The organism is Anaerophaga thermohalophila str. Valhall, from assembly GCF_000250735.1.
GTDB classification, from domain to species: domain Bacteria; phylum Bacteroidota; class Bacteroidia; order Bacteroidales; family Marinilabiliaceae; genus Anaerophaga; species Anaerophaga thermohalophila_A.
This window is the reverse complement of the sequence record NZ_AHZV01000182.1, coordinates 65,465-89,180: the sequence shown is the minus strand read 5'-3', so window position 1 is coordinate 89,180 and position 23,716 is coordinate 65,465. Positions and strand designations below refer to the sequence as shown.

Below are 23,716 nucleotides of genomic sequence, written 5' to 3'. Positions count from 1 at the left end.
CGAAAGTCCTTTATATGGCAGTTGGAAAAAGACTTAGTAAAATAGCAAAAGAATGTAATGTAGGGATCAACACAATCGTTGAATTTCTGCATAAAAAGGGGTTCGAAATAGAATCCAACCCGAATACCAAGGTTTCGGAAGAGATGTATGATCTTCTGAAAAAGGAATATCGTTCGGACCTGACTGTGAAGATGGAATCGCAGAAGTTGGTCGACAGAAAGCACAAGGGTAAAAAATCCTCTGTGTCCATCGATGATTTGAAAGAAAGTCAGCACGATGAGGATGAAGATGAGGATATTGAAGATATTGAAGAAGATCAGGAAAGACCGGTAAAACCGGTGGGGAAAAAAGAGGAAAAACCAACTGCCGAAGTGTCTTCCCCCAGGCAAAAAATGGATGTTAAAGTGGTGGGAAAAATTGACCTCGACAAGAAAGGGCCATCTGAAGAAAGCAAAAAAGAAGAAAAGGCTAAAGAAGTCGAACAGGAGGCTAAGCCTCCCGTAAGTAAAGACACAGAGAAAGCAGGGCTGAAAGAGGAGAAGAAAGAAAAAGATAAGCAGGAAGAAAAAGCCGAAGCGGAAACAAAAGAACAGACGAAGGAAACTACTGCTTCCGGGAAAGCTGAAGAAGAGAGGAAACAACCCGAAGAGGATGTTAATATTCCGGTTGAACCTCCTAAGGGGAAAGACATTAAGGTGGTGGGAAAAATTGACCTCGATAAAAAATCCCCGGCAGAAACAAAGTATGTGAAAAAAGATACAGCCGAATCCAAAAAGCAGGAGGCGGAGACTTCTGCCGGAACACCCGGTAAAAAAGAGGATGCTAAGATTGCAGCCAAACATCCTCAGAAAGAAGAGAAGAAAGAGGAAAAGAAGTCGGGTGAAAAGACTGAAAAATCTACCGAAAAGCCCACAGAAAAACCTCAAGAGGCAAAACCTGAAATTAAGTCGGAGGATAAAAGCGGAAAAGAATCGGGACAGGAACAGGAGAAAGCTGATAAAGACAGCTTTATGCCTACCAAGGTGAAAAAATTATCGGGGCCAACCGTGGTGGGTAAAATCAATCTGCCCGAAAATGCCCGTACTGAGAATAACAACAGAGACGAGCAGCGGAAGAAAAAGAAAAAACGTAAGCGCATCCGCAAAGAGAAAGAGCGGGTGAATATCGATGATAATCAGCAACAAACCCAGGCAGGTGGTAAGTCTCAGGAGAAAAAAGAAAAACGTAAAAAGTCCAAGGCAAAAAAACGGCCGACCCGTCCTGAAGTGAGCGAAGAAGATGTCCAGAAACAGATAAAAAGAAACTCTGGCACGCCTGACTTCGAAAGGGAAATCCAAGGCCTCCCGGCACCGTCGCGATAAGAGGGATGCTGCAGCCCAAAAAGAGCATGAGGCAAAGGAGCGGATGTCGGAAGAGAGTAAAGTGCTTAAAGTTACCGAGTTTCTGACTGCCAACGAGCTGGCCAATCTGATGGATGTTCAGGTAAACCAGGTGATAGCCACCTGTATGAGCCTTGGTCTGTTTGTTTCGATTAACCAAAGACTTGATGCGGAAACCATCACCCTGGTTGCCGAAGAATATGGTTATAAGGTGGAATTTATCAGTGTAGACGCAGCCGAAACCATAGAGGAAGAAGAAGATAGTCCCGAAGATTTGCAGCCCCGGCCACCAATCATCACCGTAATGGGGCATGTCGATCACGGTAAAACGTCATTGCTCGACCACATCAGAAGCACAAATGTTATTGCCGGTGAAGCCGGTGGGATAACTCAGCATATTGGTGCCTACAATGTTAAACTGGAAGGTGGCAGGGAGATTACTTTCCTTGATACGCCAGGGCATGAGGCTTTTACTGCTATGCGTGCACGTGGTGCACAGGTTACCGATATTGCCATTATTATTGTAGCTGCCGATGATAATGTAATGCCGCAGACCGTTGAGGCCATAAATCATGCTTCGGCTGCCGGTGTTCCCATCGTGTTTGCCATTAATAAAATTGATAAGCCCAATGCCAATCCTGATAAGGTAAAGGAAGAACTGGCCAAAATGAACTATCTTGTTGAAGAGTGGGGAGGAAAATATCAATCACAGGATATTAGTGCCAAAAACGGGATCAATGTTGAACAGTTGCTTGAAAAGGTTTTACTCGAAGCCGATCTTCTCGAACTTAAGGCCAATCCGAATAAACCTGCTGTAGGTTCGGTTATTGAGTCCAGCCTTGATCGTGGACGCGGATATGTTGCCACACTTCTGGTTCAGGCCGGGACACTCAAAGCCGGTGATCTGATCCTTTCAGGACAGTATTACGGTCACGTAAAAGCCATGTTTAATGAGCGAAATCAAAAAATTGAAGAGGCCGGACCTTCACAACCGGTGTTGGTGCTTGGATTAAACGGTGCACCACAAGCGGGTGAGAAATTCCATGTGATGGAGAATGAGCGCGAAGCCAAGGAAATTGCTACCAAACGTTCGCAGTTGCAACGTGAGCAGGGTCTCAGAACACAAAAACATATTACCCTCGATGAAATCGGACGACGCATTGCCATTGGTAATTTCCAGGAGCTTAATCTGGTGGTTAAAGGTGATGTGGACGGGTCTATTGAGGCACTCGCCGACTCACTGATCAAATTGTCAACCGAAGAGATTCAGGTTAATGTTATCCACAAGGCTGTCGGGCAAATCTCCGAGTCGGATATTATGCTTGCTGCCGCTTCCAATGCAATTGTTATTGGTTTCCAGGTTCGCCCGTCAATGGCTGCCCGCAGACTGGCTGAGAAGGAAGAGATTGATATACGCCTTTACTCTATTATTTATGATGCCATCGAGGAGATTAAAGCAGCCATGGAAGGTATGTTGTCTCCCGAAATTAAAGAGCAGATTATTGCAACACTCGAAATTCGCGATACATTCAAGATTACCAAAGTTGGTACAGTGGCCGGTTGTATGGTGAAAGAGGGAAAAATCAAGCGAAGTTCTAAAGTAAGGGTCATTCGCGACGGGATTGTTATTTATACCGGTGAACTTGGTTCTCTGAAGCGTTTTAAAGATGATGTTAAAGAAGTAGCTTCCGGTTACGAATGCGGATTGAATATTAAGAATTTCAATGATATTAAGGTAGGCGATATGATTGAGGCCTTCGAGGAAGTCGAAGTTTCAAGAACATTGTAATAGTACGGAGATAATATTTTCAATCAAAAAGAGGCGCAATTTGTTGCGCCTTTTTTTGATTGAAATACCCTGTCAAACTTTTACAATTCTTATGAGGCTAAATTTTGAAAATTTCAACTTTCCCTTAATAAAGGTGTTGTTTGGTCTTATTGCCTCTGTGTTCAGGCATTTACTTAACGGGTTATAGCGAATGGTTCAAATACTTTTAGCTGATGAGTTCCTTATATTGAGAAGCTGAAAGGAGTTCGCTCACCTGATCGGGATTGTTCATTTCTATTTTAATCATCCATCCGCCATCATAGGGTTCTTTATTGACTAATTCAGGCTTGCTTTCCAGCTCTTCATTGACTTCGACAACCTTTCCCGACACCGGCATGTAAAGGTCTGATACGGTTTTAACAGCTTCGATAGTTCCAAAAACTTCTTCTTTTTCAAGTTCTTCGTCTTCTGTTTCAATTTCAACGAAAACAATGTCGCCAAGTTCACTTTGGGCAAAATCCGTAATTCCGACAATGGCCGTATTACCTTCAACTTTAACCCATTCGTGGTCTTTGGTGAATTTTAGGTTTTCCGGTATATTCATAATTTTTTATTTTATTGATTTAATTCAAAATTAGATATTTTTTCATGAATAATCTAACACAAATGATCGATATATTTTAACTGGCTGTTTCAGACTTTATTGTGCCAGCGAAAATCTGAAGCTGACGCCCACATTTGTATTGTAAGTGGGGTAAGAAGATGAAATATAGGGGTTGTTGACCTGCCGATCGTAGAACAGTTGTACATTAAACCTGTCGCTTAAAACATAATCGGCAGTTATTTTGAGTGTAGTAATCTTTTGTCCGGCTGTCATCTGATTCGATTGTTCCTGTATTTTTCGGATAATAGAAAAATTTTCGCGCAATGAAATGTCGGCCCGCAGGTTGAGGTCTGATGATATTCTTTTCTGATTGTTCGATTTCCCCAGGATCATGTCCATCTTGTCAAAACGGTATCCGAGTCCTATAATCCATTCGTTATTGTAGTTTTCAATTAACTGATTGTTATTCAAGCTAAGATTGAGTATTCTGCCTTTTTTGTATTCCGCTCTGGTGCTGAAATTACCCGGCCAGGTAATGTTAAACTGAAGGAAAGGAGAAAACTGTTCGGTAATTGTTACACCATTGATCAGGTACCTTGGGATAAAATTATCCTGAGCGTCTCTGACAAAACTGAGACCGTCTCCGTTTTCCTGCCATTCGAGGTTGGTTTGGTAGTTTCCGATGGTGTAGGTAGATGAATAGGCGTGACTGACATCGAAAGATTTGATGTATTTTTTCAGGAAATCGATTTTAGATAATCCGGTAAAGTTGATACGCCAGTTGGGTTTAAGTCTTAACAGCGAGGGGAATGTTTCGGTAAAAATGTTGTCGGCACTTTTCCCGGAATAGGCAGCCAGGAAGGCCGGCACCATAACTTCGCGCGAGGTCAGGTTATAACCGTCTACACCCGATTCAACGGTATGTCCAAGGTCGGGATATCCGTCGGGGCTGTATGGGAGTCCGGCAATATTAGAATTCTCGTAGTAATCCCCTGTTGTTGGATAGTTGCTTCCAACTCTTTTTTCGCCAAGCCGGCGGGCTATTATGTCCCTGTTTTTCAGGAACTGATCATACGCATCCGACTCATAACTTCCCGAACGCTCAATCTTTTCAAATGCTGTTGCTAAAGTGTTGAAACTCATTGAAAAACTTCCCGACTCCATCGTGTTAAAAACACCTCTGAATTGATCTCCGTTGAAAAGATAGTATTCGTTAAGATTTTTTGAAAAGCGGCGTGTGGCGGTCAGATCAATCCGAAGACCATCAAACGGTTCAATAGTTGCCCTTATATTCAGGTCTTCGGAGTGGGTCATAATATACGGACTGTTTAAGGTGCTGTCGGTTGTCAGCCAGTTGTTTTCGACCGCTTTCATAGCAAAACCTCTGTCCTGTATTCCCAGCAGGAACGGGATGCCGGGTGCATTGACCCCGCGAACATCATCATTGCCCAGAAACCCGGGATCGGGCAGATACCCCGGAAGAGAAGTCCCATTGTTGGATGAGTAGGAAACAGAGAGGTTTTTTATGCCGGTGGCTATCCGCAAGAGATTGTCGGCGACAATTTTTACCGGTGAAGTTGATGTTTGTTTCTGTCCGGTAATCAAAGTTCGTGCATTGGATATGTCGCGGGGAGAAGTAAATGTCACTGTGTTGGCATCAATGATCCTGGTTTCGCCTCTGATGGGACGGCCATTGCTGTCGAAAATACGAACCTGTACATCTCTTGTATCCAGGCGGTGTTGTATTTCGAAAGGAGTGTCTTTTTTGATGTCGAGACTGTGACTGGTATACCTCAATTGTTGAGCGCCTCCTGCTCTTTGGTTAGGACGGGAGAGGTTACGCAGATAATCTACTTTATTGTAAAGTCCGGAAAAATTGAGTTGGGTATTGGCCTGAATGGTATTGGAATTCCGGATGGTATTCCCCCATTCGTATTCTTCCTCGGTAATGGGTCCCTGCCGCCAGTTAAACTGGGCACCGTAGTTGATGTTGGCCGACGTCCAGTCCAGCAGAGGCAACTTGTTGACTGGCACCCGGTAACTGGCATTTATGTTGTGCTGATAATTGGTGGTACGCCCAAACGACATGAGATTACGCATTACCGAGTCTTTCCAGTGCTCATATTCGTCTTTGTACAAATCTTTATTGACAGCTCCTTCCGGTTCGTCAATACGGGCATTGGTGATGGTTCTGAAATCAATTTTCAGTGATTTGGAAAGGTTGTAGGTCATTTCAAAATATCGGTTCCAGTTAAAATCTTTTCTTACTGAAACCGGAATTTTAAAGGTAGGATTGTTCACATTTCGCAGCTGTGATTCATTGTAATCTCGTATAAGTTCCCACCTGTAGTTTAGCTGACTGGGTAAAAGATAAAAATTGAAATCACGGATAAGCCTGAAAGCCTCTCCGTTGATTTTTTTGAAAGGTTCAATTAAACGGGGCTGTCCGGAATAGTTGTAGGCCAGAATACCTCTGTAATTTTTGTTGATTTTGTATTCTGTATTAACATCCCGGTGACTGGATTCATTATAGGCATAAGTGGCACTCAGGTTCGAGATATCGTATAGTTTTGTTTCATTGTCTTTGGGTTTTAGTCTGACGTTTGTGAAATTAAGACTTTTGCGTTTGGTGTAGTCTTCCGACAGGTGTCTGATACTGTCTCTCTCTGTTTTAGTATCTGCATTATCCAGCGCTACATCAATGGGAATATCAGGATCGAGGGGGTAATATTCTGGTGTCGCAACTTGCTCGCTGACGCTGATGTACATCGGCGCAGACAACCGTGATTCAGGCCCGAGCAATTTCCCCAGTTCCAGGTTGGTGGCAACGTCGTACTGATAATAGTCTTCCTGGCTGCGTTCATTTACACTTTGCTCAATGCTTCCAAAGCCGATAGTGCTCACTTTTCCGGCCATTGACATACTCCCCAGATCGGCCAGTTTTACGCTCATCCGGGCATTTGCCGCCCATCCTCCCTCTTCATCGAAATCGGAAAGACGCAGTTCGTTAAACCATACTTCTACGCTTTTATTGTTGATGGAGCTGTTGCGAATACCGATCATTATCGATCGTACATTGGCCAGGTTGGGATTACCTTTTATGCTAACTTTATTACTGGTATTGTCGGGATCAGAACGGCTGAATTTTTCGTTTATGGCAGCATCGGTATCACCTGACCTTAAGGCGTCATTGCGTTTCAGTTTAATTTCCTGGAGCAATTCCACAGGAACATTTATCTGGTTATCCTCGGGCCATACTATGTATCTGTCGGCCGTGGAGTTATTACTGTAAATGCCGTGAGGTGTCAACTTAAGGGGGACTTCATATTCGTAATAATTGTTTTTAAAGTCGGAGCCCAAACGGATAAAGGCAGTAATTTCATCATCTTCCAGCGGATATCCTGTGATCTCTTCGGCATGTACTTCCATTTTTATGCGACGATACTGGCGCATGTCCATATTGAGCGTTTTATAAACTCCCCGGGCATCTCCTCCGGCCAGTTCTGTTGTTTTCAGGGCTATTGACTGTTCGTTGAGCTGCCGTATTTGGGGATTTCCGGGATCGATTACCCGATCAATCCCGGGCGGTAATACATAGTTGACCGGTTTTCTGGTGCCGTTTTCTTCAATATTGACCGTGGCTACATCGAACTGAGTTTCGGGTGAGGGACTCACCATGTCGGCTGTTTCAAACAAATCATCGGTATATTTACGCCAGTCGGAACGCACGAGGTCCATTGTTGCAAAGCGCAAAATGACGGTGTCGGAAAAGTTTTTCAGGAATAGACGCATGAAACGGATGGAGCTGAAATCGCGTAGTTCTCCTATGGTGGTGTCGGGCTCACTGACGGGTATCTTGAATTGATACCATTTGACGGAACTGCGCTCACCGTTTTTGAGTTCCACCGTGGATTCAATTTCATCGGTAATGAAATTTTCGCCAACATTCATGTTTCCTGGACGCAGTTTAATTCTGTATTGGTAATAGCTTTCGGTTTCACTCAGGGTATTATCGCGGTTGATGTCTTCCCCGTCGGGGAGCGTTGTAGCTGCTGTACTGTAGCTTTCGTTGGAATATTCAGACGGCACAGAATTGCCTTCAGGGTTGTTGAAATTTTTATAGCGTTCGAGAATACCGGCTTCTTCGCTGTCGAAATCACTACCACGATAATAGTGGTAATCGTCGGCAGCGGGATCATTCATTATTTCCTGGTAGGCTTTCCCGGTTAATCCGCCCGAGCCGTACAGGTTGTCAATCAGCGTAAGAAAAGGGTGTGGATTTTGGCGATAGAAATTCCTTTCCCGTTCCGAGTTCATTCCGTTAAGGCCTACATCCTGCATGAAGCGTGTTCCGGGGTCGTTACTGAAAGCATTAACCAGACTTTGTTTGGTAGGAACAAACCCCCAAACCGTGCTATCCACATCAAACGGGTCCTCTGGGCCGGGCAGTCCCTGCTCAAAAAATTTACGTGAGTCGCGAAGAATGTCTTCCGATATATTACCCAGGTTGATGTAAAGATCGCCACCACGTTCGGGACTGTCATCGTAAACAAACGGATCCATCATCCAGAATTCTATGTATTCAACGTTCGCGGCTTCAAAGTCACTGGTTTGTATTTCACGCATAATACCTGCCCACCGTTGCTCGGGGTTGTTTAGTTTGCCGTCGGGGGTGAGGTTGGTGTCAAAATTATAAGGGCCGCGTTCGTCGGGATAATAGGCAAGGTTCAAAACCGGAATGTTGGTTGGTTCGCCGTAAGCGCTTTCACGATAGGGGAAAATCTCCTTCTCATAAACCTCTCTCACAAAGTGGCTGGACTGTTGATCAGGGTTTTGTCTCAGGTGTGAAGGTGTAAGGTTATTATTTCGCAGAAAGAGGGGGTCAATGACATACCATGCCAGTTTGGCCCTGTTGAACCCATAAGAAAGATCATTGATGTTGGCAGCTTCGGGAAACATATCTGGTTGCCCCTGGGGCGTGCTGGCAAATTTCCATGCGGTCCAGTTTTTTATATCAATGGGAATTTCACTTCCTTCGAAATCGTCGATATACGAGTTTCCTTCTTTTTCGATGACATTGGGGTGCCCCGGGATAAGTTGGGCAAATTCGCCTTCGAAGGAGATGGATGAAGGGGTGGTGGTTTCAACCAACGGAAGTTTATCGATCCAGGAAGTCAGCGCATTCGACTCAGTATAATAAGCGGCATTTAGACCCCATATAGTATTGGCAATGGGCTCGTCACCAAAGTTAACTTTTTGCGTAAGGGGCCTTTCTCTCAGGTGCATGAGTGTGGCTCCCACGTTAAAGTCTTTATTGAATTGATAGTTGAGATGTGTTCCCAACAAAGTTTTTGTTTGCAGGTTAAACATATCCTGACTCTCGAGTGATACCTGAATAGGTGTCCCCGACTCGAGAAGTCCTTCGTTTATGATGCGAATACGGCCGGTGGTGTAATCGACAGTGTAGTCCTGATTTTCGGTTAGTTTTAGTCCTCCAGCGGTTACGACTACAGAACCCTCGGGAATATTAAAAGCGTTGAGCGAAATTTCACTACTGGATGATGATTTGTAGGTACCCTGAAGCCTGAATTTGTTTCTTTCCGCCATCTGCGAAGCATCGGTCAGGGTGGAGTCATAGAGGGCATGGAATACGTATTTATCTATGAGTTCGGGATAACCCTGCAATTTTTCTTCCAGATTATTTCCGAATGGTTGCACAACCGGAAAAACTACCCTTCCCTGGTCGGGCAAAATGGTATATCCGGAAACAAAGTCGAATGTACCGTCGGGGTAAGGCTCCAGATTACTGTCGAGTCGGTCGAGTCCCATTATCCCAATCAGCAATTCACCGTTTAGCCCGCCTTCTTCAGGTTTTGGCCCATCAGGAAAATAGTTGATGTACGAACCTTTCGAGTCGTCGAAGTAGACTACGTCCATAATAAAATCATCCGGGCTGACCTGATAAGCACCAATGGCGTAAATGTTTTTCATCATCAGGTCCCAGGTTTTGACACTTGGTGCCAAAAGTGTTCCTTTCAGGAGTTTTACATACAGGCTGTTGGGAGCTTCTATGCCGCCGGTGCTGAGCTCGCCGACTTTGTATACTTCGCCGTTATAGGTGTATTCGTAGGCTACAGCCAATACTTCGTCGTTATTTAGCGGACTGTTCAGTGAGATATACCCGAGTTTTGGATGCAAGGTGTATTCAGATTCTTTGAGGAGGCGTGCATTTTCTATTTTTTCATATTCCCGCGCTCCCCTGAACCCTTGCGATTCGAGTGAAGCGAATGTGGAGGAAACCTGGTTTATATCGCGAACGGCCGAGTAGGTGGTGTTCATCTGATCGTAAAGGTTGTTGGCCCCGTTCGAGGGCAAAGCACCGGGCTGACTGGTCCATAAACCCGGATTGGTAAGGTTGTCGCCGCTTTCAGCAAGGTCGGCAAAAGCGATAATATTGCGGGATTCATCAAAATTGTTGCTTCGGTTGGTAACCCAGACTTCTACTTTTGTAATGTTAAATGGAGAATTGATTACCGGAAGATGTTTCATGGCTTCATTGTACCTTTCCCTGAAATGGTGTGAAAGAAAGAAGTGCCTGTTTTTATCATATTCATCAACACTGATTTCGAAATCCTGTTGTTGCGCCCCACCCTGGATGTTCATGGTTGATGTTTCCCCTTTTTGCTGAGAGAAAATGGATGTAACAGTGAGGCGTCCGAACTGCATTTCTGTTTTTACTCCGAAAAGACTTTGACTTCCGGTGATAAGTGTTCCCGGCAGAGGTAAGGTCACATTTCCGGCTTCTACTTTTTGCAGTATTTCATCTTCGTGTCCCGAGTATTCGAGGTTTATCTGGTTTTCGAAATCAAAAGTGGCATCGGTATTGTAATTAATTCCCATTCGTAGCTTGTCACCGATATTGCCGGTAATGTTCATTTGTATTTTCTCCTGGAAATCGAAAGTGGTGGTTTTTCGCATCCGTTCCTGCAATGTGGGATTATCGATACGGGTATGATTGACACCAATCTGGAGTTCTGCAATTCCCTGCGGACGAATATTTATGGTTTCACTTCCAAATATACTTTCAACGGCACGGCCGGCTCCGATTCTGATCCCGGATGCTCCCTCACCGGTCTCCTCTGTTTCTGCTCTTTGCTGTTCCCAGTAATTGAACATTGATTGCCTCAATTCCTTTTGACGGTATTCTTCGACAGACATTGTATAGGGAAGCTGTACGGGAATATTTCCCACCATTTTATACAAGTTAACCAGCCCGGTAGAAGGGTCGTACTCAGCCCTGTATTGAAGATTATCGGGCTGCGGGATATAAGGGTCCTTTGGGTCAATACTTTTCGATATTTGACCGGGCGTAATAATGCGGTCTAATTTGAATTGTTCTGCAGTATCGGGAATTTGTGGGATATCGGTCGCCAGGGCGGTTGTCTTTAAAGACATGCCAAAAGCCTCCCCGGTTGCAAAAACCAGGATGGTCAGAGCAGTAAAAAGATATTTGGAAAATGTTTTCTGCATTCAGTAAATTGCGCTGCTATGGTTTAGGTTACAACATCTTGAGCGCCAGTTTTATGATTTCTTCAACTTTACTTCCCGGCTTTTCTCTCAATATTTTGTCAACGACCTTTTGCGAAGGCCCTTTTGAAAAACCCAACATTACTAATGCAGATAACGCTTCTTCAGCGTTTGTATTGTCTTCGGGAACAGGTAATTTTTGTCCTCCGGTTGTTTTTCCAATTTTGTCTTTCAGTTCTACAATTACACGTTGTGCTGTTTTTAGTCCGATGCCCTTAATGCTTTTTATCTGATTTACATTTTCGGTGGCAATAGCAGCCTGAAGCTCATCCGGAGTCATTGAAGAAAGCATCATGCGTGCAGTATTGGCACCAATCCCCGACACCGATATCAAAAGCTGAAAAATCTCTCTTTCTCTTGTACTGGAAAAACCATAAAGTATGTAGGCATCTTCCCTGATGTTTTCATAGATGTATAGCGATGATTCATTCTTCCCTTTCAGGGCTTCATAAGTATTCAACGAGATGTTTATTAGATATCCGATTCCGTTGTTTTCAAGGACGACATAAGCGGGTGTGGTTTGGGCTATTTTCCCTGATATAAATTCGTACATAGTTTGAGTTTGTAATTAACAATAGTTCGTTAAATTTTTCAATGCGCACTCATAGATTATCTTACATCTTATATCCATTTAAGAATATAGTTTCCAACCCTTCCATCTTCCAACCCTTCCACCTTTCTCCCATTACTCCATGCTCCATGCTCCATGCCCTCTGCTCTTTGCTCAACTACTGACTCATCACTATTAATCCTCTTTTTTTCCCCATCCACGGGCTTTAAGGGGTACTTCCTCTCCTGCATTTGTCTCTAAGGTGTACCCTTTTGTTTTGCTGGTGATGTGGCCTATTAAAAAGACATTGTCGAGTTTCTTTCCTTCTTTTTCAATTTTCTGGTAATCATCGAGTGAGATGGTGAAAAGAATTTCATAGTCTTCTCCACCATTAAGGGCAGCCACAACCGGGTTTATTTCCATCTCGTCACCGAGCGCTGTGGTAGTATGGTCAATGGGAAGTTTGCTTTCGTAAATGTTGCAACCTACATCCGAAGCCTTACACAGCCGCAAAAGTGATGCTGCCAGCCCTTCCCGTATCAAAATCATAGATGTTGGGCGTATGCCGGCATCTTTCAACCCGGATAATAATCCGATACGGGCTTCGGGTTTGAGTTGTCGCTCCAACAGGTAGTCGTAACTTCCGAAATCGGGGTTGGTTTCACCTGTCTCTTTCATCACCTTTTTTTCACGTTCAAGAAGTTGGAGCCCCATAAATGCCGCACCAAGGTCGCCTGTTACACAGACAAGGTCATTTTCTCCGGCCCCGAACCGGCTCAAAGGAATATTTTCTGTGAATCCAAAAACTGAAACAGCAATGGAAAGTCCTGTTAACGACGATGAAGGTCTGAAACCGGTTAGGTCAAGATCATATTTTTCACAAGCCAGCGTAACACCATCCATGAGCCTGTCTACTGCTTCGAGCGACATCTTTCCGCTTAGTCCTAAGGCTATGTTGATATGTGTTGGTTTAGCTCCCGAAGCTATAACATCTGATATTCCTGAAACTACCGCTTTATACCCCAGATGCTTCAAAGGGAAATAGGTGAGATCGAAATGAATGCCCTCGAGCATCATGGTTTGTGCTGTTACAAGATTGTTGTCTTTAATCTTTATGACGGCTGCGTCGTTTTCGATGCCTTTAAGCGTGGTTTCATGTCGTTTATGAAATATTTTGTCATAACGCTCAATCAAACCGAAAAGACCAATTTCCGAGAGAGGGGTGATGGTGTTGCTCATAGCTTTAGTTTTAAAGTACAAAGATATAACAATAGATTTGATCGTTCGATTATCTAATCCGCAATGAGTACATTTCTATTTTATACAATTCTTCGCGGATTTTGGGTGCGGATTAAATTCCTGTCTAAATTTAGATTTAATCTAAATGTTTGGTAACTTTGCAGACTCATTTTTACATCCGTAAATGTTATTAATCCTTAATCCGGTGAACCGGGATTACAGGGTTGTTGTTAGTTAATAGGAGTAATCCGACAAAAGAGTCCTGAATCGAGCACGACCATGCAAATTGGAGTTGTCTGAAAAGTCAAAAAAGGTGTTTTTTGTCATTCTGAATGCAATTAAGACTGTGAAAACACCAACAAGCTATTAGACCAACAGCTCAGACTAAAAATGAATTGATTAGAATTAGTGAGATATGGCAACAGAACAAGACAAAATACTGGAAGAAGTAACGAGAGGTGAATATAAATACGGTTTTTATACCGATATTGAGATGGATTCGCTTCCAAAAGGTCTGAATGAGGATGTGATCAGGGAAATATCCAAACGAAAAGGTGAGCCCGAATTCATGTTGGAGTTCAGACTGGAAGCCTATCGTAACTGGCTGAAAATGAAAACTCCCAATTGGGCACATCTGAATATTCCTGAAATCGATTTTCAGAACATTATTTACTATGCTGCTCCCAAGAGTAAGCCTAAGCTTAACAGTATGGATGAGGTTGATCCCGAGCTGAAAGCGACCTTCGACAAGCTGGGCATTCCGCTTGAAGAACAGAAGCAGCTTGCAGGAGTGGCCGTTGATGCAGTCATGGATAGTGTTTCGGTGAAAACCACATTCAGGGAGACACTGGCCGAGAAAGGCATCATTTTCTGCAGTATCAGCGAAGCAATACGGGAATATCCCGATTTGGTGAAGAAGCATATAGGGAGTGTTGTTCCACCCAATGATAACTATTTTGCCGCGTTAAATTCGGCGGTTTTTTCAGACGGCTCGTTTGTATACATTCCCAGGGGAGTACGCTGTCCTGTTGAGTTGTCTACCTATTTCCGGATAAATGCCCGGGATACCGGGCAGTTCGAGAGAACGCTTATAATTGCCGAGGACGACAGTTATGTCAGTTATCTGGAAGGGTGCACAGCCCCCATGCGCGACGAGAACCAACTCCATGCCGCAATTGTTGAAATTGTTGCCATGGAACGTGCCGAGGTAAAATACAGCACCGTTCAGAACTGGTATCCCGGCGACAAAGACGGGAAGGGTGGTATCTATAATTTTGTCACAAAACGGGGCTTGTGCAAGGGAGACTATTCAAAGATTTCCTGGACACAGGTGGAAACAGGATCGGCCATTACCTGGAAATATCCCAGTTGCGTATTGATGGGCGACCACTCTACCGGTGAATTTTATTCGGTTGCGCTTACTAATAATCATCAACAGGCCGATACAGGTACCAAAATGATTCATCTCGGGAAGAACACCAAAAGTCTGGTGGTATCCAAAGGTATTTCGGCAGGAAAAAGCCAGAACAGTTACCGGGGTTTGGTGAAAGTATCCAAAAGGGCCGAAAATGCCCGTAACTTTTCACAGTGCGATTCGCTGCTGCTGGGTGACAAATGCGGCGCACACACTTTCCCCTATCTTGAGATCAATAATAACACTGCAAAGGTTGAGCATGAGGCGACAACCTCCAAAATTGGTGAAGACCAGATTTTTACTGCAACCAGCGTGGAATTGATACCGAAAATGCGGTTGGCCTCATCGTTAACGGATATGTGAAGGAGGTCATCAATCAGTTACCTATGGAGTTTGCCGTTGAGGCTCAGAAACTTCTTGAAATCAGCCTTGAAGGTAGTGTGGGCTAACAATAAATAATTCTTAAGTTAAATTTTTCATTCAGACAACGTATGCTTTCGATTAAAAATTTACATGTAAAGATAGATGATAAAGAAATACTCCGGGGTATTGACCTGAAAGTCAAGCCCGGAGAGGTACATGCCATCATGGGCCCCAATGGTTCCGGGAAAAGTACTCTTGCCTCGGTGCTTGCCGGCAACGAAATGTTTGAAGTGAGCGAAGGTGAGGTACTTTTTAATGGCCATGATATTCTTGACATGGCTCCTGAAGACCGTGCCCGTGAAGGATTATTTCTGAGTTTCCAGTATCCGGTTGAGATTCCGGGCGTGAGCATGGTTAATTTCCTGAGAACATCTCTCAATGAAATCAGAAAGTATCGCGGACAGGACCCGATTTCTGCCAGTGATTTTTTGAAGCTGATGCGCGAAAAAAAGAAAGCTGGTTGACATTGATTCCAACCTCACCAACCGGTCAGTTAATGAAGGCTTTAGCGGCGGAGAAAAGAAAAAAAATGAAATTTTTCAGATGGCCATGCTCGAACCCAAACTGGCCATCCTTGACGAAACCGACTCGGGATTGGACATTGATGCCCTCAGGACTGTAGCATACGGGGTAAATAAGTTGAAACGACCCGACAATGCTACTATACTGATTACCCATTATCAACGGTTACTTGAGTATATTATCCCCGATTATGTGCACGTTCTTTATCACGGGCGGATTGTGAAAACAGGAGGAAAAGAATTGGCACACGAACTCGAAGCTAAAGGATACGACTGGATTAAAAAAGAATTTGAAGATCGTTGAAGTGTGTTCCCTTTTTTGAGTTGAACATTAATAAGCTGATTGAATGGATAATGTAATTAAAAATATAATAGGAAGGGATGTTACTCTGGATGGTTTGTTCGAAGAAAACCGCTCGCTGATCGAAGGCAACTCTTCCTCCGTCATGAATGCTTTGCGTAGCGATGCTTTTGAAGCATTCAGGAGACTGGGCATACCATCGAATAAGGTTGAAGATTATAAGTACACAAACCTTCAGCCGCTTTTTTCGGGAGACTATTCCCTGAGTCTGACTCCGGATACACTCGTTGAAAATGTTGAGGATATTTTTTCCTGCGATGTTGATACGCTTGATTCAATTACCATTTTCATTGTAAATGGTTGGTATTATGCACGCAATAAACCCGACGGGCTTCCTGATGGTGTCCGTATAGGGAGTCTGGCGCAACTGGCCAAAGAGGATCCGTCATTTCTTGAGAAATATTACGGGAAGAATGCACCTTATCTTTCCGATGGTATAGTAGCAATGAATACGATGTTTGCCAGCGACGGGTTTTATATTCACATTCCCCGGGGAGTGACGGTTGAAAAACCTATTCAGATTGTCAATATCCTGATGTCGGAGGAACCTTTGATGACCAATCAGCGTAATCTTATTGTTCTTGAAGAAAACAGTGAGGCACGTGTAATGGTGTGCGATCATACCCTGACATCGGATAAGTTTGTGATCAACAATGTGACAGAGGGTTTTGTGGATAGAAATGCCCGGTTGGATTTTTACAATCTTCAGAATCAGCATAATGCAACTACTCAGGTCGCCGGTTTTTACATTGAGCAGAAGGAAGACTCGCACGTGAAGACCAATAACCTGACTTTGCATACAGGCGTAGGAAGGAATAACATTACACTTAAGCTTGCCGGAACGCATGCTGAAGGACATACTTACGGACTCTACCTGCTTGATAAGAATCAGCATGTAGACAATTTTTCTTTTATTGATCACGCGGTTCCGGATTGTTTTAGCGATGAGCTTTTTAAAGGGGTGCTCGACGACCATGCAACAGGTGCTTTTACCGGAAAAATAATGGTTCGTCCTGATGCACAGAAAACCAATGCTTATCAGTCGAACAATAACCTGTTGCTGACCAAAGATGCCAAAATTAATACCAAGCCACAGCTGGAGATTTATGCCGATGATGTGAAATGCAGCCATGGAGCCACAGTTGGACAGCTGGATGAAGAAGCCATGTTTTACCTGCGTACCCGCGGAATCAACAGGGAGGAGGCTACAATCTTGCTGATGTACGCTTTTGCTTACGAGGTGATTGAGAAGATACAGGTGGAACCGCTTCGTGAACAGATACGCACTTTGGTTGAAAAACGCTTCCGTGGTGAACTCGATAAGTGCCACTCGTGCGTGGTGTGTGGTCAAAAAGGCACCGGTGTATCCTGCATGTAAGAGGTGACAATATTTTGAAATACGTTCCGGTGCCTGTTGTTTGTAATCTGCAGGTACCGGATTTATTATATATAAAGCTATGGGTCTTAATATTCAGGAAATAAGAAACGATTTTCCCATCCTCGCCGAAAAGGTGTATGGCAAACCGCTCGTCTATTTCGACAATGCGGCCACCACCCAGAAGCCGCTTTCGGTAATTGAAGCAGAAGCTGATGTATACCGCCGTGTCAACAGTAATATACACAGAGGCGTACACCATCTCAGCAATGTGTGTACAGAAGCTTTTGAAGAAGTACGGAGAAAGGTAGCGGGTTTTATCAATGCCGGAAGCAACGAAGAGATCATTTTCACCAAAGGTACAACCGAGTCAATTAATCTTTTGGCCACTTCATTCGGAGAGCATTTTTTTTCGGAGGGTGATGAGGTGATTCTGACAGAAATGGAGCATCATTCCAATATTGTGCCGTGGCAATTATTACAGAAACGAAAAGGGATACACATAAAAATTGCTCCCGTTACCGATGATGGAGAACTGGATATGGATGCTTTTGAGAAACTCTTTTCAGGCAAAACAAAAATTGTTTCCGTAACCCATATCAGCAATGTTATGGGAACAATCAATCCGGTTGAGAAAATTATAGAAAAAGCACATTCTTTTGATGTTCCTGTGATCATTGACGGTGCCCAGGCCATTCATCATCTTCCTGTTGATGTGAAGCAACTCGATTGCGACTTTTATGTGTTCAGCGGACATAAAATGTATGCCCCCACCGGAGTGGGAATCCTTTACGGAAAACGTGAATGGCTCGAGAAAATGGAGCCATACCAGGGAGGCGGGGAGATGATTGACAGGGTTTCATTTTCCGGGACAACATTCAATGAATTGCCCTATAAATTTGAGGCCGGGACCCCCAATTTTGCAGGTGTTATAGCACTTGGTGCTGCCCTGGAATACCTCAAAAGCAAAAATCTTAACGATATTTGGGATTATGAACACGATCTTTTCGAATATGCCATGGAAAAAATGAAAGCTGTTCCGGGTATTCGTTTGATTGGACAAGCTTCAGATCATACCAGTGTAATTTCATTCCTTTTGGGAAAAGCACATCCGTTTGATGTGGGAACACTGCTCGATAAACTGGGATTTGCTTTGCGTACCGGGCATCATTGTGCGCAGCCTTTGATGGATCGTTTCGGAATTCCGGGAACTGTCAGAGCCTCTTTTGCTTTTTACAATACCCGTGATGAAATCGACCGTCTTTCAGAGGCTTTGAACCGTGTAGGCACAATGCTTGGATAGTGTCCCGTGGCATTGCGTATGAAGTTCTTATCTTTGTAAAAAAAAGAACCATGACGATAAATGAAAAACAAGACGAAATAATAGAGGAATTTTCTGCCTTCGACGACTGGATGGATAAATATTCTCTTTTGATCGAGATGGGAAACGAACTGGATTCGTTCGATGAAGTACACCGGAAAGAACAAAACCTGATTGAAGGATGCCAGTCAAAAGTCTGGCTGCATGCAGAGTTGAACGACGGAAAAATGGAATTTCAGGGCGATAGCGATGCCATTATTGTGAAAGGTATTGTAGCACTTTTGCTGCGCGTTCTTTCAGGGCATACACCTGATGAAATTCTGGATGCTGATCTCTATTTTATAGACAAGATCGGCTTGAAGGAGCATTTGTCGCCCACCCGGAGCAACGGGCTGGTGGCCATGATAAAACAAATAAAAGCCTATGCTCTTGCTTTTAAAGTGAAGCAGAACTGATGTTTGGTATTGTTTAGCAATACTCCCCTTTCTGGTGCGTGTCTATAAAGTCAATAGCCAGTTTAAAAAACCTAAACGCAGAGACGCAATGACGCAAGGTTTTTCTTATTACATAATTCTACCGTTCTGTCGCCGCTCTGCGGCTATTAATTGTTGACAATACTAAAACCGCGGAGCGGTGACAGAACACTAATTTTGCAAAAAAAAACAAGAATATCAGGTGTAAAACACTAACAATCTAACAATCTAACAAACTAACAACCCTAACAACCCTAACAACCTGACAGTCTAACAATCTAACAATCTGTTGTTATGGAAAAAGAATTTTTAAACATAGAAAGTGATATTGTAAAAGTCCTGAAAACTGTTTATGACCCTGAAATTCCGGTCAATATTTATGATCTGGGACTGATTTACGAGATCGAAGTGCGCGATGAAGGGAAAGTTAGAATTGTGATGACACTTACCTCTCCCAATTGCCCTGTTGCCGAATCGCTTCCTGAAGAAGTATACGAAAAAGTTCTTGCAGTGGACGGGGTAAACGATGTGGAGTTGCATCTCACTTTTGATCCACCCTGGACAAAAGACATGCTTTCTGAAGAAGCCATGCTTGAGCTGGGACTTTTATAATGGAATCTGCTTCTGAAAGAAACTGTTAGTAGTGGATGAATAACGGGTAATATTTATGGATTTAGTGACCCTAGAAAGGGGGCAGTTGATACGGCAGGAAGCCCTCCGCCTTGGTTTTGATGATGTGGGTTTTGCCCCTGCTGAAGAGATTGAAGAAGAGACCGGTCATTTTAAGCATTGGCTTGAGCGGGGGTACCATGCCGGGATGGATTATATGGCCCGAAATGTAGCGAAGCGTACCGATCCAGGTAAGTTGGTTGAGGGTGCCAGATCCGTTGTTGTTGTCCTTCAGAATTATATGCCGCCACGCAACGAAAAATTAGAATCAGGGCTAAAACTGGCAAAATATGCTTACGGCCGCGACTATCATAAAGTAATGAAGAAGCGACTAAAGAAATTGATGTCTTTTATTCAGTTGGATGTGGATACTGCTGCAGAAGGGCGTTTCTTTGTCGATTCGGCTCCGGTACTCGAACGTTCACTGGCAGTCCGGGCAGGTCTTGGCTGGCGCGGCAAAAATACCAACCTCATTCATCCCCGCATCGGTTCTTTTGTTTTTATCGGAGAAATAATTCTGAATATTGAGCTCCCTTCGGACGAACCGGTAAAAGATGCCTGCGGGGGATGTACACGATGTATAGATGCCTGTCCGACCAACGCTCTGGTGTCTCCATACCAGCTCGATGCCAACCGTTGCATTTCGTATCTCACAATTGAGAACAAAGGTGATATTCCCGAATCCTTTAAGGGTCGCTTTGATGGATGGTTGTTTGGTTGTGATATCTGCCAGGATGTTTGTCCATGGAACTGGAAAGCACGCCCACACAAAGACCCCGACTTTAATCTCCGCCCGGAATTTCGTGATATGACACGCGAAGAATGGTTGACAATGGACAAAAATACCTTTGATGACATATCCAAAGGCAGTCCTGTCAGACGTGCCGGATATTCCGGAATAAAGCGAAATTTGAAATTTATTTCAGAGGATTAATCTTAACCAATCGCCCTGTTAAGAGAGTTATTGTCATTTTTCAGTATTATACACTGTAATAACTACCCGCCTTTCACTTCTTGGACCATCAAATTCACACAGAAAAATATTTTGCCATGTCGATAACCCTAAACGTCCGTCAACAATAGGAATGGTTTCAGAAGGACCTACAAATCCGGCCTTTAGGTGAGAATCGCCGTTGTTGTCCTGGGCATCATGTTGCCAGACGCCATGGGGGATCATTTTTCTAAGCCAGTTTAGAACATCGGTTTGTACCGACTCGTCCCAATTTTCCTGAATCATTATTCCTGCTGTTGCCCCCTGAACATAAACATTTGCCAGGCCTGTCTTAATGTTACATTGAGCAACAAACGCCTCAACCTGACCGGTGATGTCAACCAACTGATCGTGACGGTGTGTGGGAATGATTATCGTTTTTTGCATAGTTTTTGATGTTTTGGGGATATTGCAAAGCAAAATAAGTCAATGCATAAAATTCCTCAAAATCATTGCGAAAAATGGATAGTTAATTTTTGAAGTTTTTCAAAAATTAACTATTTTTAGCATATTAAATATCGTAACTTTTACTTTAACAGATGAACGGAAATTGTATGTTTGTGAACTTCTTTTCCGTGTAACAGTTTATTAAAATAGTCCGTTTTGAAATGCCAAAACACTGAGATGCAATGGGTTTATTATGAAAGAGTTATGATTATTTCTTTTAAATTCCATAAATAATTAACTATCAGTTGTTTGTAAAAATTTAACGAAACATTATTATTAGAATAATATGCAAAACAAGGAGTTCAATCTTGTTACCAGCGATGGGACTTTTCTCATTGGCCGTTTCTGGAAACCGGCTACAGTGCCACATGCTGTTGTTTGTCTGGTACACGGGATTGGTGAACACTCCGCACGTTATGATAACTGGGCCCGGCGCTTTACTGATCAGGGAATTATGGTATATTCTGTAGATTTGAGAGGGCACGGGTTATCAGAGGGACGCAGAGGTCACATTTCCCGATTGTCTGATTTTCTTGACGATATTGGCAGTCTGGTAAAACGGGTGAAACATAACTGGGACGAACTTCCTGTCTTTTTGTATGGTCACAGTATGGGCGGTAATCTTGTGCTGAATTTTTTGCTTAGGAAGCGTCAGGATTTTTCAGGAGCAGTCATAAGTTCACCCTGGTTAAAGCTGAAACATCCCCCCTCTGAAATTGTTTTGAGAACTGCAGCATTTGCGGATCACTTTGTACCGGGACTCAGATTTAATAACCGCATCAAATCATCTCAACTTACATGTGTGGAAAAAATACAGGTCGAAAGTGATCGCGATCCACTCATGCACCACAAAATTTCGTTACGTTTGTTTTTTGAATTGTCAAGGGGGGCTGATGAAATATTCGGCAAGGCAGCGCGTATAACTATTCCTGTCTTCCTGGCACACGGCACCGATGATGATATTACCGATATGGGAACCACTCAACAGCTGGCAGAGAAAATCGGGGAAAATGCCTCTTTTTACAATGTTAAGGGCGCACGCCACGAAATACATAACGAACCAGGATCAAATGAGCTTTTTTCAGGGATATCTTTATGGATGGAAAAATCATTGAAGTATTTGGAACATGCCGTATGAGTTCAGAACCATCGTTGAACCGGGCAAATTTGATACAACAATAGATGTTGGATCAAGGGTGATGCTTATTGGTTCTTGTTTTACCGACAATATAGGATCCAGGTTTGTTGAAAACCGGTTTAAGAGTCTGGTTAATCCTTTCGGAGTTATTTACAATCCGGTTTCCGTAGCCCGTTTACTCAATCGTGTCATAAATCATCAATATTGCCTGCCCGAAGAACTTGTCCGACATGATGGTCTTTGGCATCATTTCGATTTTCACGGGAAATTCAGTGATCATGCAAAAGATGAAGTTTGTGAAAAAATTAACAAAACGATTGAAGAAGCGATCGATTTTTTGGAAACGGCCGACTTTTTGTTACTTACGTTCGGCACTTCTTTCGTATATGAGCGTTACGATACATCTGAAATAGTGGCCAATTGTCACAAATTTCCGGACGACTATTTTTCACGATATCGTCTTGAACCGGACGAGATTATTTCCATGTATAAAGAACTTATCGTTTCTTTGCGGGTTTTTAATCCCGATCTGAAGATAATTCTTACTGTAAGTCCTGTACGACACTGGAAAGACGGGGCACATGGAAATCAGGTAAGTAAGGCGGCTTTGTTTCTCACCATTGATAAATTGTGTGAGTTGTTTGAGAAGGTGTGGTATTTCCCTGCTTATGAAATAGTTATGGATGATTTGCGGGATTATCGTTTCTATGATGAAAAAATGCTAAATCCTTCTGTCAGTGCCGTTAATTATATCTGGATGCGTTTTACAGAGGCATTGTTTACTCCACGGGCCCTTAAATACCTCAAAAGAATGGAAAAAGTAATACGCGCAAGAAACCACCGTTTTATGAATCCCGATCATATCGTTCAGAGCCATTTTGCCTCAAAAGTGCTGGAAATTATTTATGATATTGAAAATGAGTTTGATGAAGTGGATTTAACAGAGGATAAGCGGTATTTTGAAGGTTTTGTTTAATTTATATAGTGTTTGTATATCAATAGTCAGTTAAAAAAATCTTAACTCTGAGACGCAATGACGCAAAGTTTTTATTATGAGAGAGTTGTGATTTGCACCATTAATTATCTAAACAATTAATTGCCAGTCATCTGCAAAAGTTTAACTGAGTATTGTATATAAAGTAGGAAAGGATTCCTACTTATTATGTGTCTGTTCAGAAAGTGTCATTTACAAGGCCTGCGAAGTCCGAAAATACGGAGTTTACTCATCGTAAATGAGTAATTTTCGGACGAGCGTAACACAGTAAATGGCACTTTATGGACAGACACTAATTAACAAAAATTTTAGCTTCCGGAAATTATTTTTTATCTTTAATATCACAGTAAAGGAATTGCTTCGGAGTTGGTGACGTTGGGGGCGAAATAAATCATTAAAAAAGAGGGTCTTAGTTTGCCAGAGCTTTTGGGTTGAAACAGCCTGTTGTGTTGCTGGTTGACA

General features: G+C 43.1%; 17 protein-coding genes. 12 read left to right on the top strand and 5 right to left on the bottom strand.

Annotated features, from left to right (window positions below; genetic code table 11):
* Positions 1-14 precede the first annotated feature (14 nt).
* Together OQ5_RS24535 and infB are read left to right on the top strand one after the other, a co-directional pair.
* The gene (locus OQ5_RS24535; RefSeq protein WP_255297468.1) at positions 15-1,361 is read left to right on the top strand and encodes a hypothetical protein; all 1,347 of its coding nucleotides are present in this window, start codon (positions 15-17) and stop codon (positions 1,359-1,361) included.
* Positions 1,362-1,404: 43 nt separating this feature from the next.
* Positions 1,405-3,168, top strand: coding sequence for a translation initiation factor IF-2 (gene infB, locus OQ5_RS24530; protein ID WP_016777357.1), 1,764 nt, complete (start codon positions 1,405-1,407; stop codon positions 3,166-3,168).
* Positions 3,169-3,373: 205 nt separating this feature from the next.
* Here infB and gcvH read toward each other — a convergent pair whose 3' ends face one another.
* The 4 genes from gcvH to thiL form a co-directional block, all read right to left on the bottom strand.
* On the bottom strand, positions 3,374-3,751 hold the full coding sequence (gene gcvH, locus OQ5_RS0109935; protein ID WP_016777356.1) for a glycine cleavage system protein GcvH: 378 nt from the start codon (positions 3,749-3,751) through the stop codon (positions 3,374-3,376).
* A gap of 96 nt (positions 3,752-3,847) precedes the next feature.
* Complete coding sequence (gene sprA / locus OQ5_RS0109930) at positions 3,848-11,281, bottom strand: cell surface protein SprA (RefSeq protein WP_016777355.1); 7,434 nt, start codon at positions 11,279-11,281, stop codon at positions 3,848-3,850.
* Positions 11,282-11,309: 28 nt separating this feature from the next.
* Entirely contained in the window at positions 11,310-11,891 is a 582-nt protein-coding gene (ruvA, locus tag OQ5_RS0109925) for a Holliday junction branch migration protein RuvA (RefSeq protein WP_016777354.1), read from the bottom strand.
* A gap of 192 nt (positions 11,892-12,083) precedes the next feature.
* Positions 12,084-13,127 carry a thiamine-phosphate kinase gene (thiL, locus tag OQ5_RS0109915; protein ID WP_016777352.1) on the bottom strand — a complete coding sequence of 348 codons (1,044 nt, stop codon included), beginning with the start codon at positions 13,125-13,127 and terminating at the stop codon, positions 12,084-12,086.
* A gap of 415 nt (positions 13,128-13,542) precedes the next feature.
* Between thiL and sufB the strand changes: the two genes are divergently transcribed.
* From sufB to queG, 8 genes are all read left to right on the top strand, one after another.
* Complete coding sequence (sufB, locus tag OQ5_RS20755) at positions 13,543-14,904, top strand: Fe-S cluster assembly protein SufB (protein ID WP_255297467.1); 1,362 nt, start codon at positions 13,543-13,545, stop codon at positions 14,902-14,904.
* 128 nt (positions 14,905-15,032) lie between these two features.
* The gene (locus OQ5_RS25405; protein WP_016777350.1) at positions 15,033-15,428 is read left to right on the top strand and encodes an ABC transporter ATP-binding protein; all 396 of its coding nucleotides are present in this window, start codon (positions 15,033-15,035) and stop codon (positions 15,426-15,428) included.
* Positions 15,429-15,507: 79 nt separating this feature from the next.
* Positions 15,508-15,789 (top strand): hypothetical protein, encoded by a 282-nt coding sequence (locus OQ5_RS25400; RefSeq protein WP_016777349.1) that lies wholly within the window; start codon positions 15,508-15,510, stop codon positions 15,787-15,789.
* Positions 15,790-15,832: 43 nt separating this feature from the next.
* A complete protein-coding gene (sufD, locus tag OQ5_RS0109900; protein WP_016777348.1) occupies positions 15,833-17,224 on the top strand; it encodes a Fe-S cluster assembly protein SufD in 1,392 nt (463 codons plus the stop codon).
* A 79-nt stretch (positions 17,225-17,303) separates the two neighbouring features.
* Positions 17,304-18,524 carry an aminotransferase class V-fold PLP-dependent enzyme gene (locus tag OQ5_RS0109895; protein WP_016777347.1) on the top strand — a complete coding sequence of 407 codons (1,221 nt, stop codon included), beginning with the start codon at positions 17,304-17,306 and terminating at the stop codon, positions 18,522-18,524.
* Between the two features lie 50 nt (positions 18,525-18,574).
* Positions 18,575-18,997, top strand: a complete 423-nt coding sequence (locus tag OQ5_RS0109890) for a SufE family protein (RefSeq protein WP_016777346.1) — start codon at positions 18,575-18,577, stop codon at positions 18,995-18,997.
* Positions 18,998-19,309: 312 nt separating this feature from the next.
* Positions 19,310-19,627 carry an SUF system Fe-S cluster assembly protein gene (locus tag OQ5_RS0109885; RefSeq protein ID WP_016777345.1) on the top strand — a complete coding sequence of 106 codons (318 nt, stop codon included), beginning with the start codon at positions 19,310-19,312 and terminating at the stop codon, positions 19,625-19,627.
* A gap of 55 nt (positions 19,628-19,682) precedes the next feature.
* Positions 19,683-20,618, top strand: coding sequence for a tRNA epoxyqueuosine(34) reductase QueG (queG, locus tag OQ5_RS0109880; protein ID WP_016777344.1), 936 nt, complete (start codon positions 19,683-19,685; stop codon positions 20,616-20,618).
* A 33-nt stretch (positions 20,619-20,651) separates the two neighbouring features.
* Here queG and OQ5_RS0109875 read toward each other — a convergent pair whose 3' ends face one another.
* Positions 20,652-21,062, bottom strand: a complete 411-nt coding sequence (locus tag OQ5_RS0109875; RefSeq protein ID WP_016777343.1) for a secondary thiamine-phosphate synthase enzyme YjbQ — start codon at positions 21,060-21,062, stop codon at positions 20,652-20,654.
* 346 nt (positions 21,063-21,408) lie between these two features.
* On the opposite strand from OQ5_RS0109875, the gene OQ5_RS0109870 reads away from it, so the two are divergent.
* Complete coding sequence (locus tag OQ5_RS0109870) at positions 21,409-22,260, top strand: alpha/beta hydrolase (protein WP_016777342.1); 852 nt, start codon at positions 21,409-21,411, stop codon at positions 22,258-22,260.
* Positions 22,250-23,236, top strand: coding sequence for a GSCFA domain-containing protein (locus OQ5_RS0109865; protein ID WP_016777341.1), 987 nt, complete (start codon positions 22,250-22,252; stop codon positions 23,234-23,236). Before OQ5_RS0109870 ends, OQ5_RS0109865 begins: the two co-directional genes overlap by 11 nt.
* Positions 23,237-23,716: the final 480 nt, after the last annotated feature.

Coding starts and splice junctions, on each gene's coding strand:
- OQ5_RS24535 (WP_255297468.1), top strand. CDS start 15: ATGGCAGTTGGAAAAAGACTTAGTAAAATAGCAAAAGAATGTAATGTA.
- infB (WP_016777357.1), top strand. CDS start 1,405: ATGTCGGAAGAGAGTAAAGTGCTTAAAGTTACCGAGTTTCTGACTGCC.
- gcvH (WP_016777356.1), bottom strand. CDS start 3,751: ATGAATATACCGGAAAACCTAAAATTCACCAAAGACCACGAATGGGTT.
- sprA (WP_016777355.1), bottom strand. CDS start 11,281: ATGCAGAAAACATTTTCCAAATATCTTTTTACTGCTCTGACCATCCTG.
- ruvA (WP_016777354.1), bottom strand. CDS start 11,891: ATGTACGAATTTATATCAGGGAAAATAGCCCAAACCACACCCGCTTAT.
- thiL (WP_016777352.1), bottom strand. CDS start 13,127: ATGAGCAACACCATCACCCCTCTCTCGGAAATTGGTCTTTTCGGTTTG.
- sufB (WP_255297467.1), top strand. CDS start 13,543: ATGGCAACAGAACAAGACAAAATACTGGAAGAAGTAACGAGAGGTGAA.
- OQ5_RS25405 (WP_016777350.1), top strand. CDS start 15,033: ATGCTTTCGATTAAAAATTTACATGTAAAGATAGATGATAAAGAAATA.
- OQ5_RS25400 (WP_016777349.1), top strand. CDS start 15,508: ATGGCCATGCTCGAACCCAAACTGGCCATCCTTGACGAAACCGACTCG.
- sufD (WP_016777348.1), top strand. CDS start 15,833: ATGGATAATGTAATTAAAAATATAATAGGAAGGGATGTTACTCTGGAT.
- OQ5_RS0109895 (WP_016777347.1), top strand. CDS start 17,304: ATGGGTCTTAATATTCAGGAAATAAGAAACGATTTTCCCATCCTCGCC.
- OQ5_RS0109890 (WP_016777346.1), top strand. CDS start 18,575: ATGACGATAAATGAAAAACAAGACGAAATAATAGAGGAATTTTCTGCC.
- OQ5_RS0109885 (WP_016777345.1), top strand. CDS start 19,310: ATGGAAAAAGAATTTTTAAACATAGAAAGTGATATTGTAAAAGTCCTG.
- queG (WP_016777344.1), top strand. CDS start 19,683: ATGGATTTAGTGACCCTAGAAAGGGGGCAGTTGATACGGCAGGAAGCC.
- OQ5_RS0109875 (WP_016777343.1), bottom strand. CDS start 21,062: ATGCAAAAAACGATAATCATTCCCACACACCGTCACGATCAGTTGGTT.
- OQ5_RS0109870 (WP_016777342.1), top strand. CDS start 21,409: ATGCAAAACAAGGAGTTCAATCTTGTTACCAGCGATGGGACTTTTCTC.
- OQ5_RS0109865 (WP_016777341.1), top strand. CDS start 22,250: ATGCCGTATGAGTTCAGAACCATCGTTGAACCGGGCAAATTTGATACA.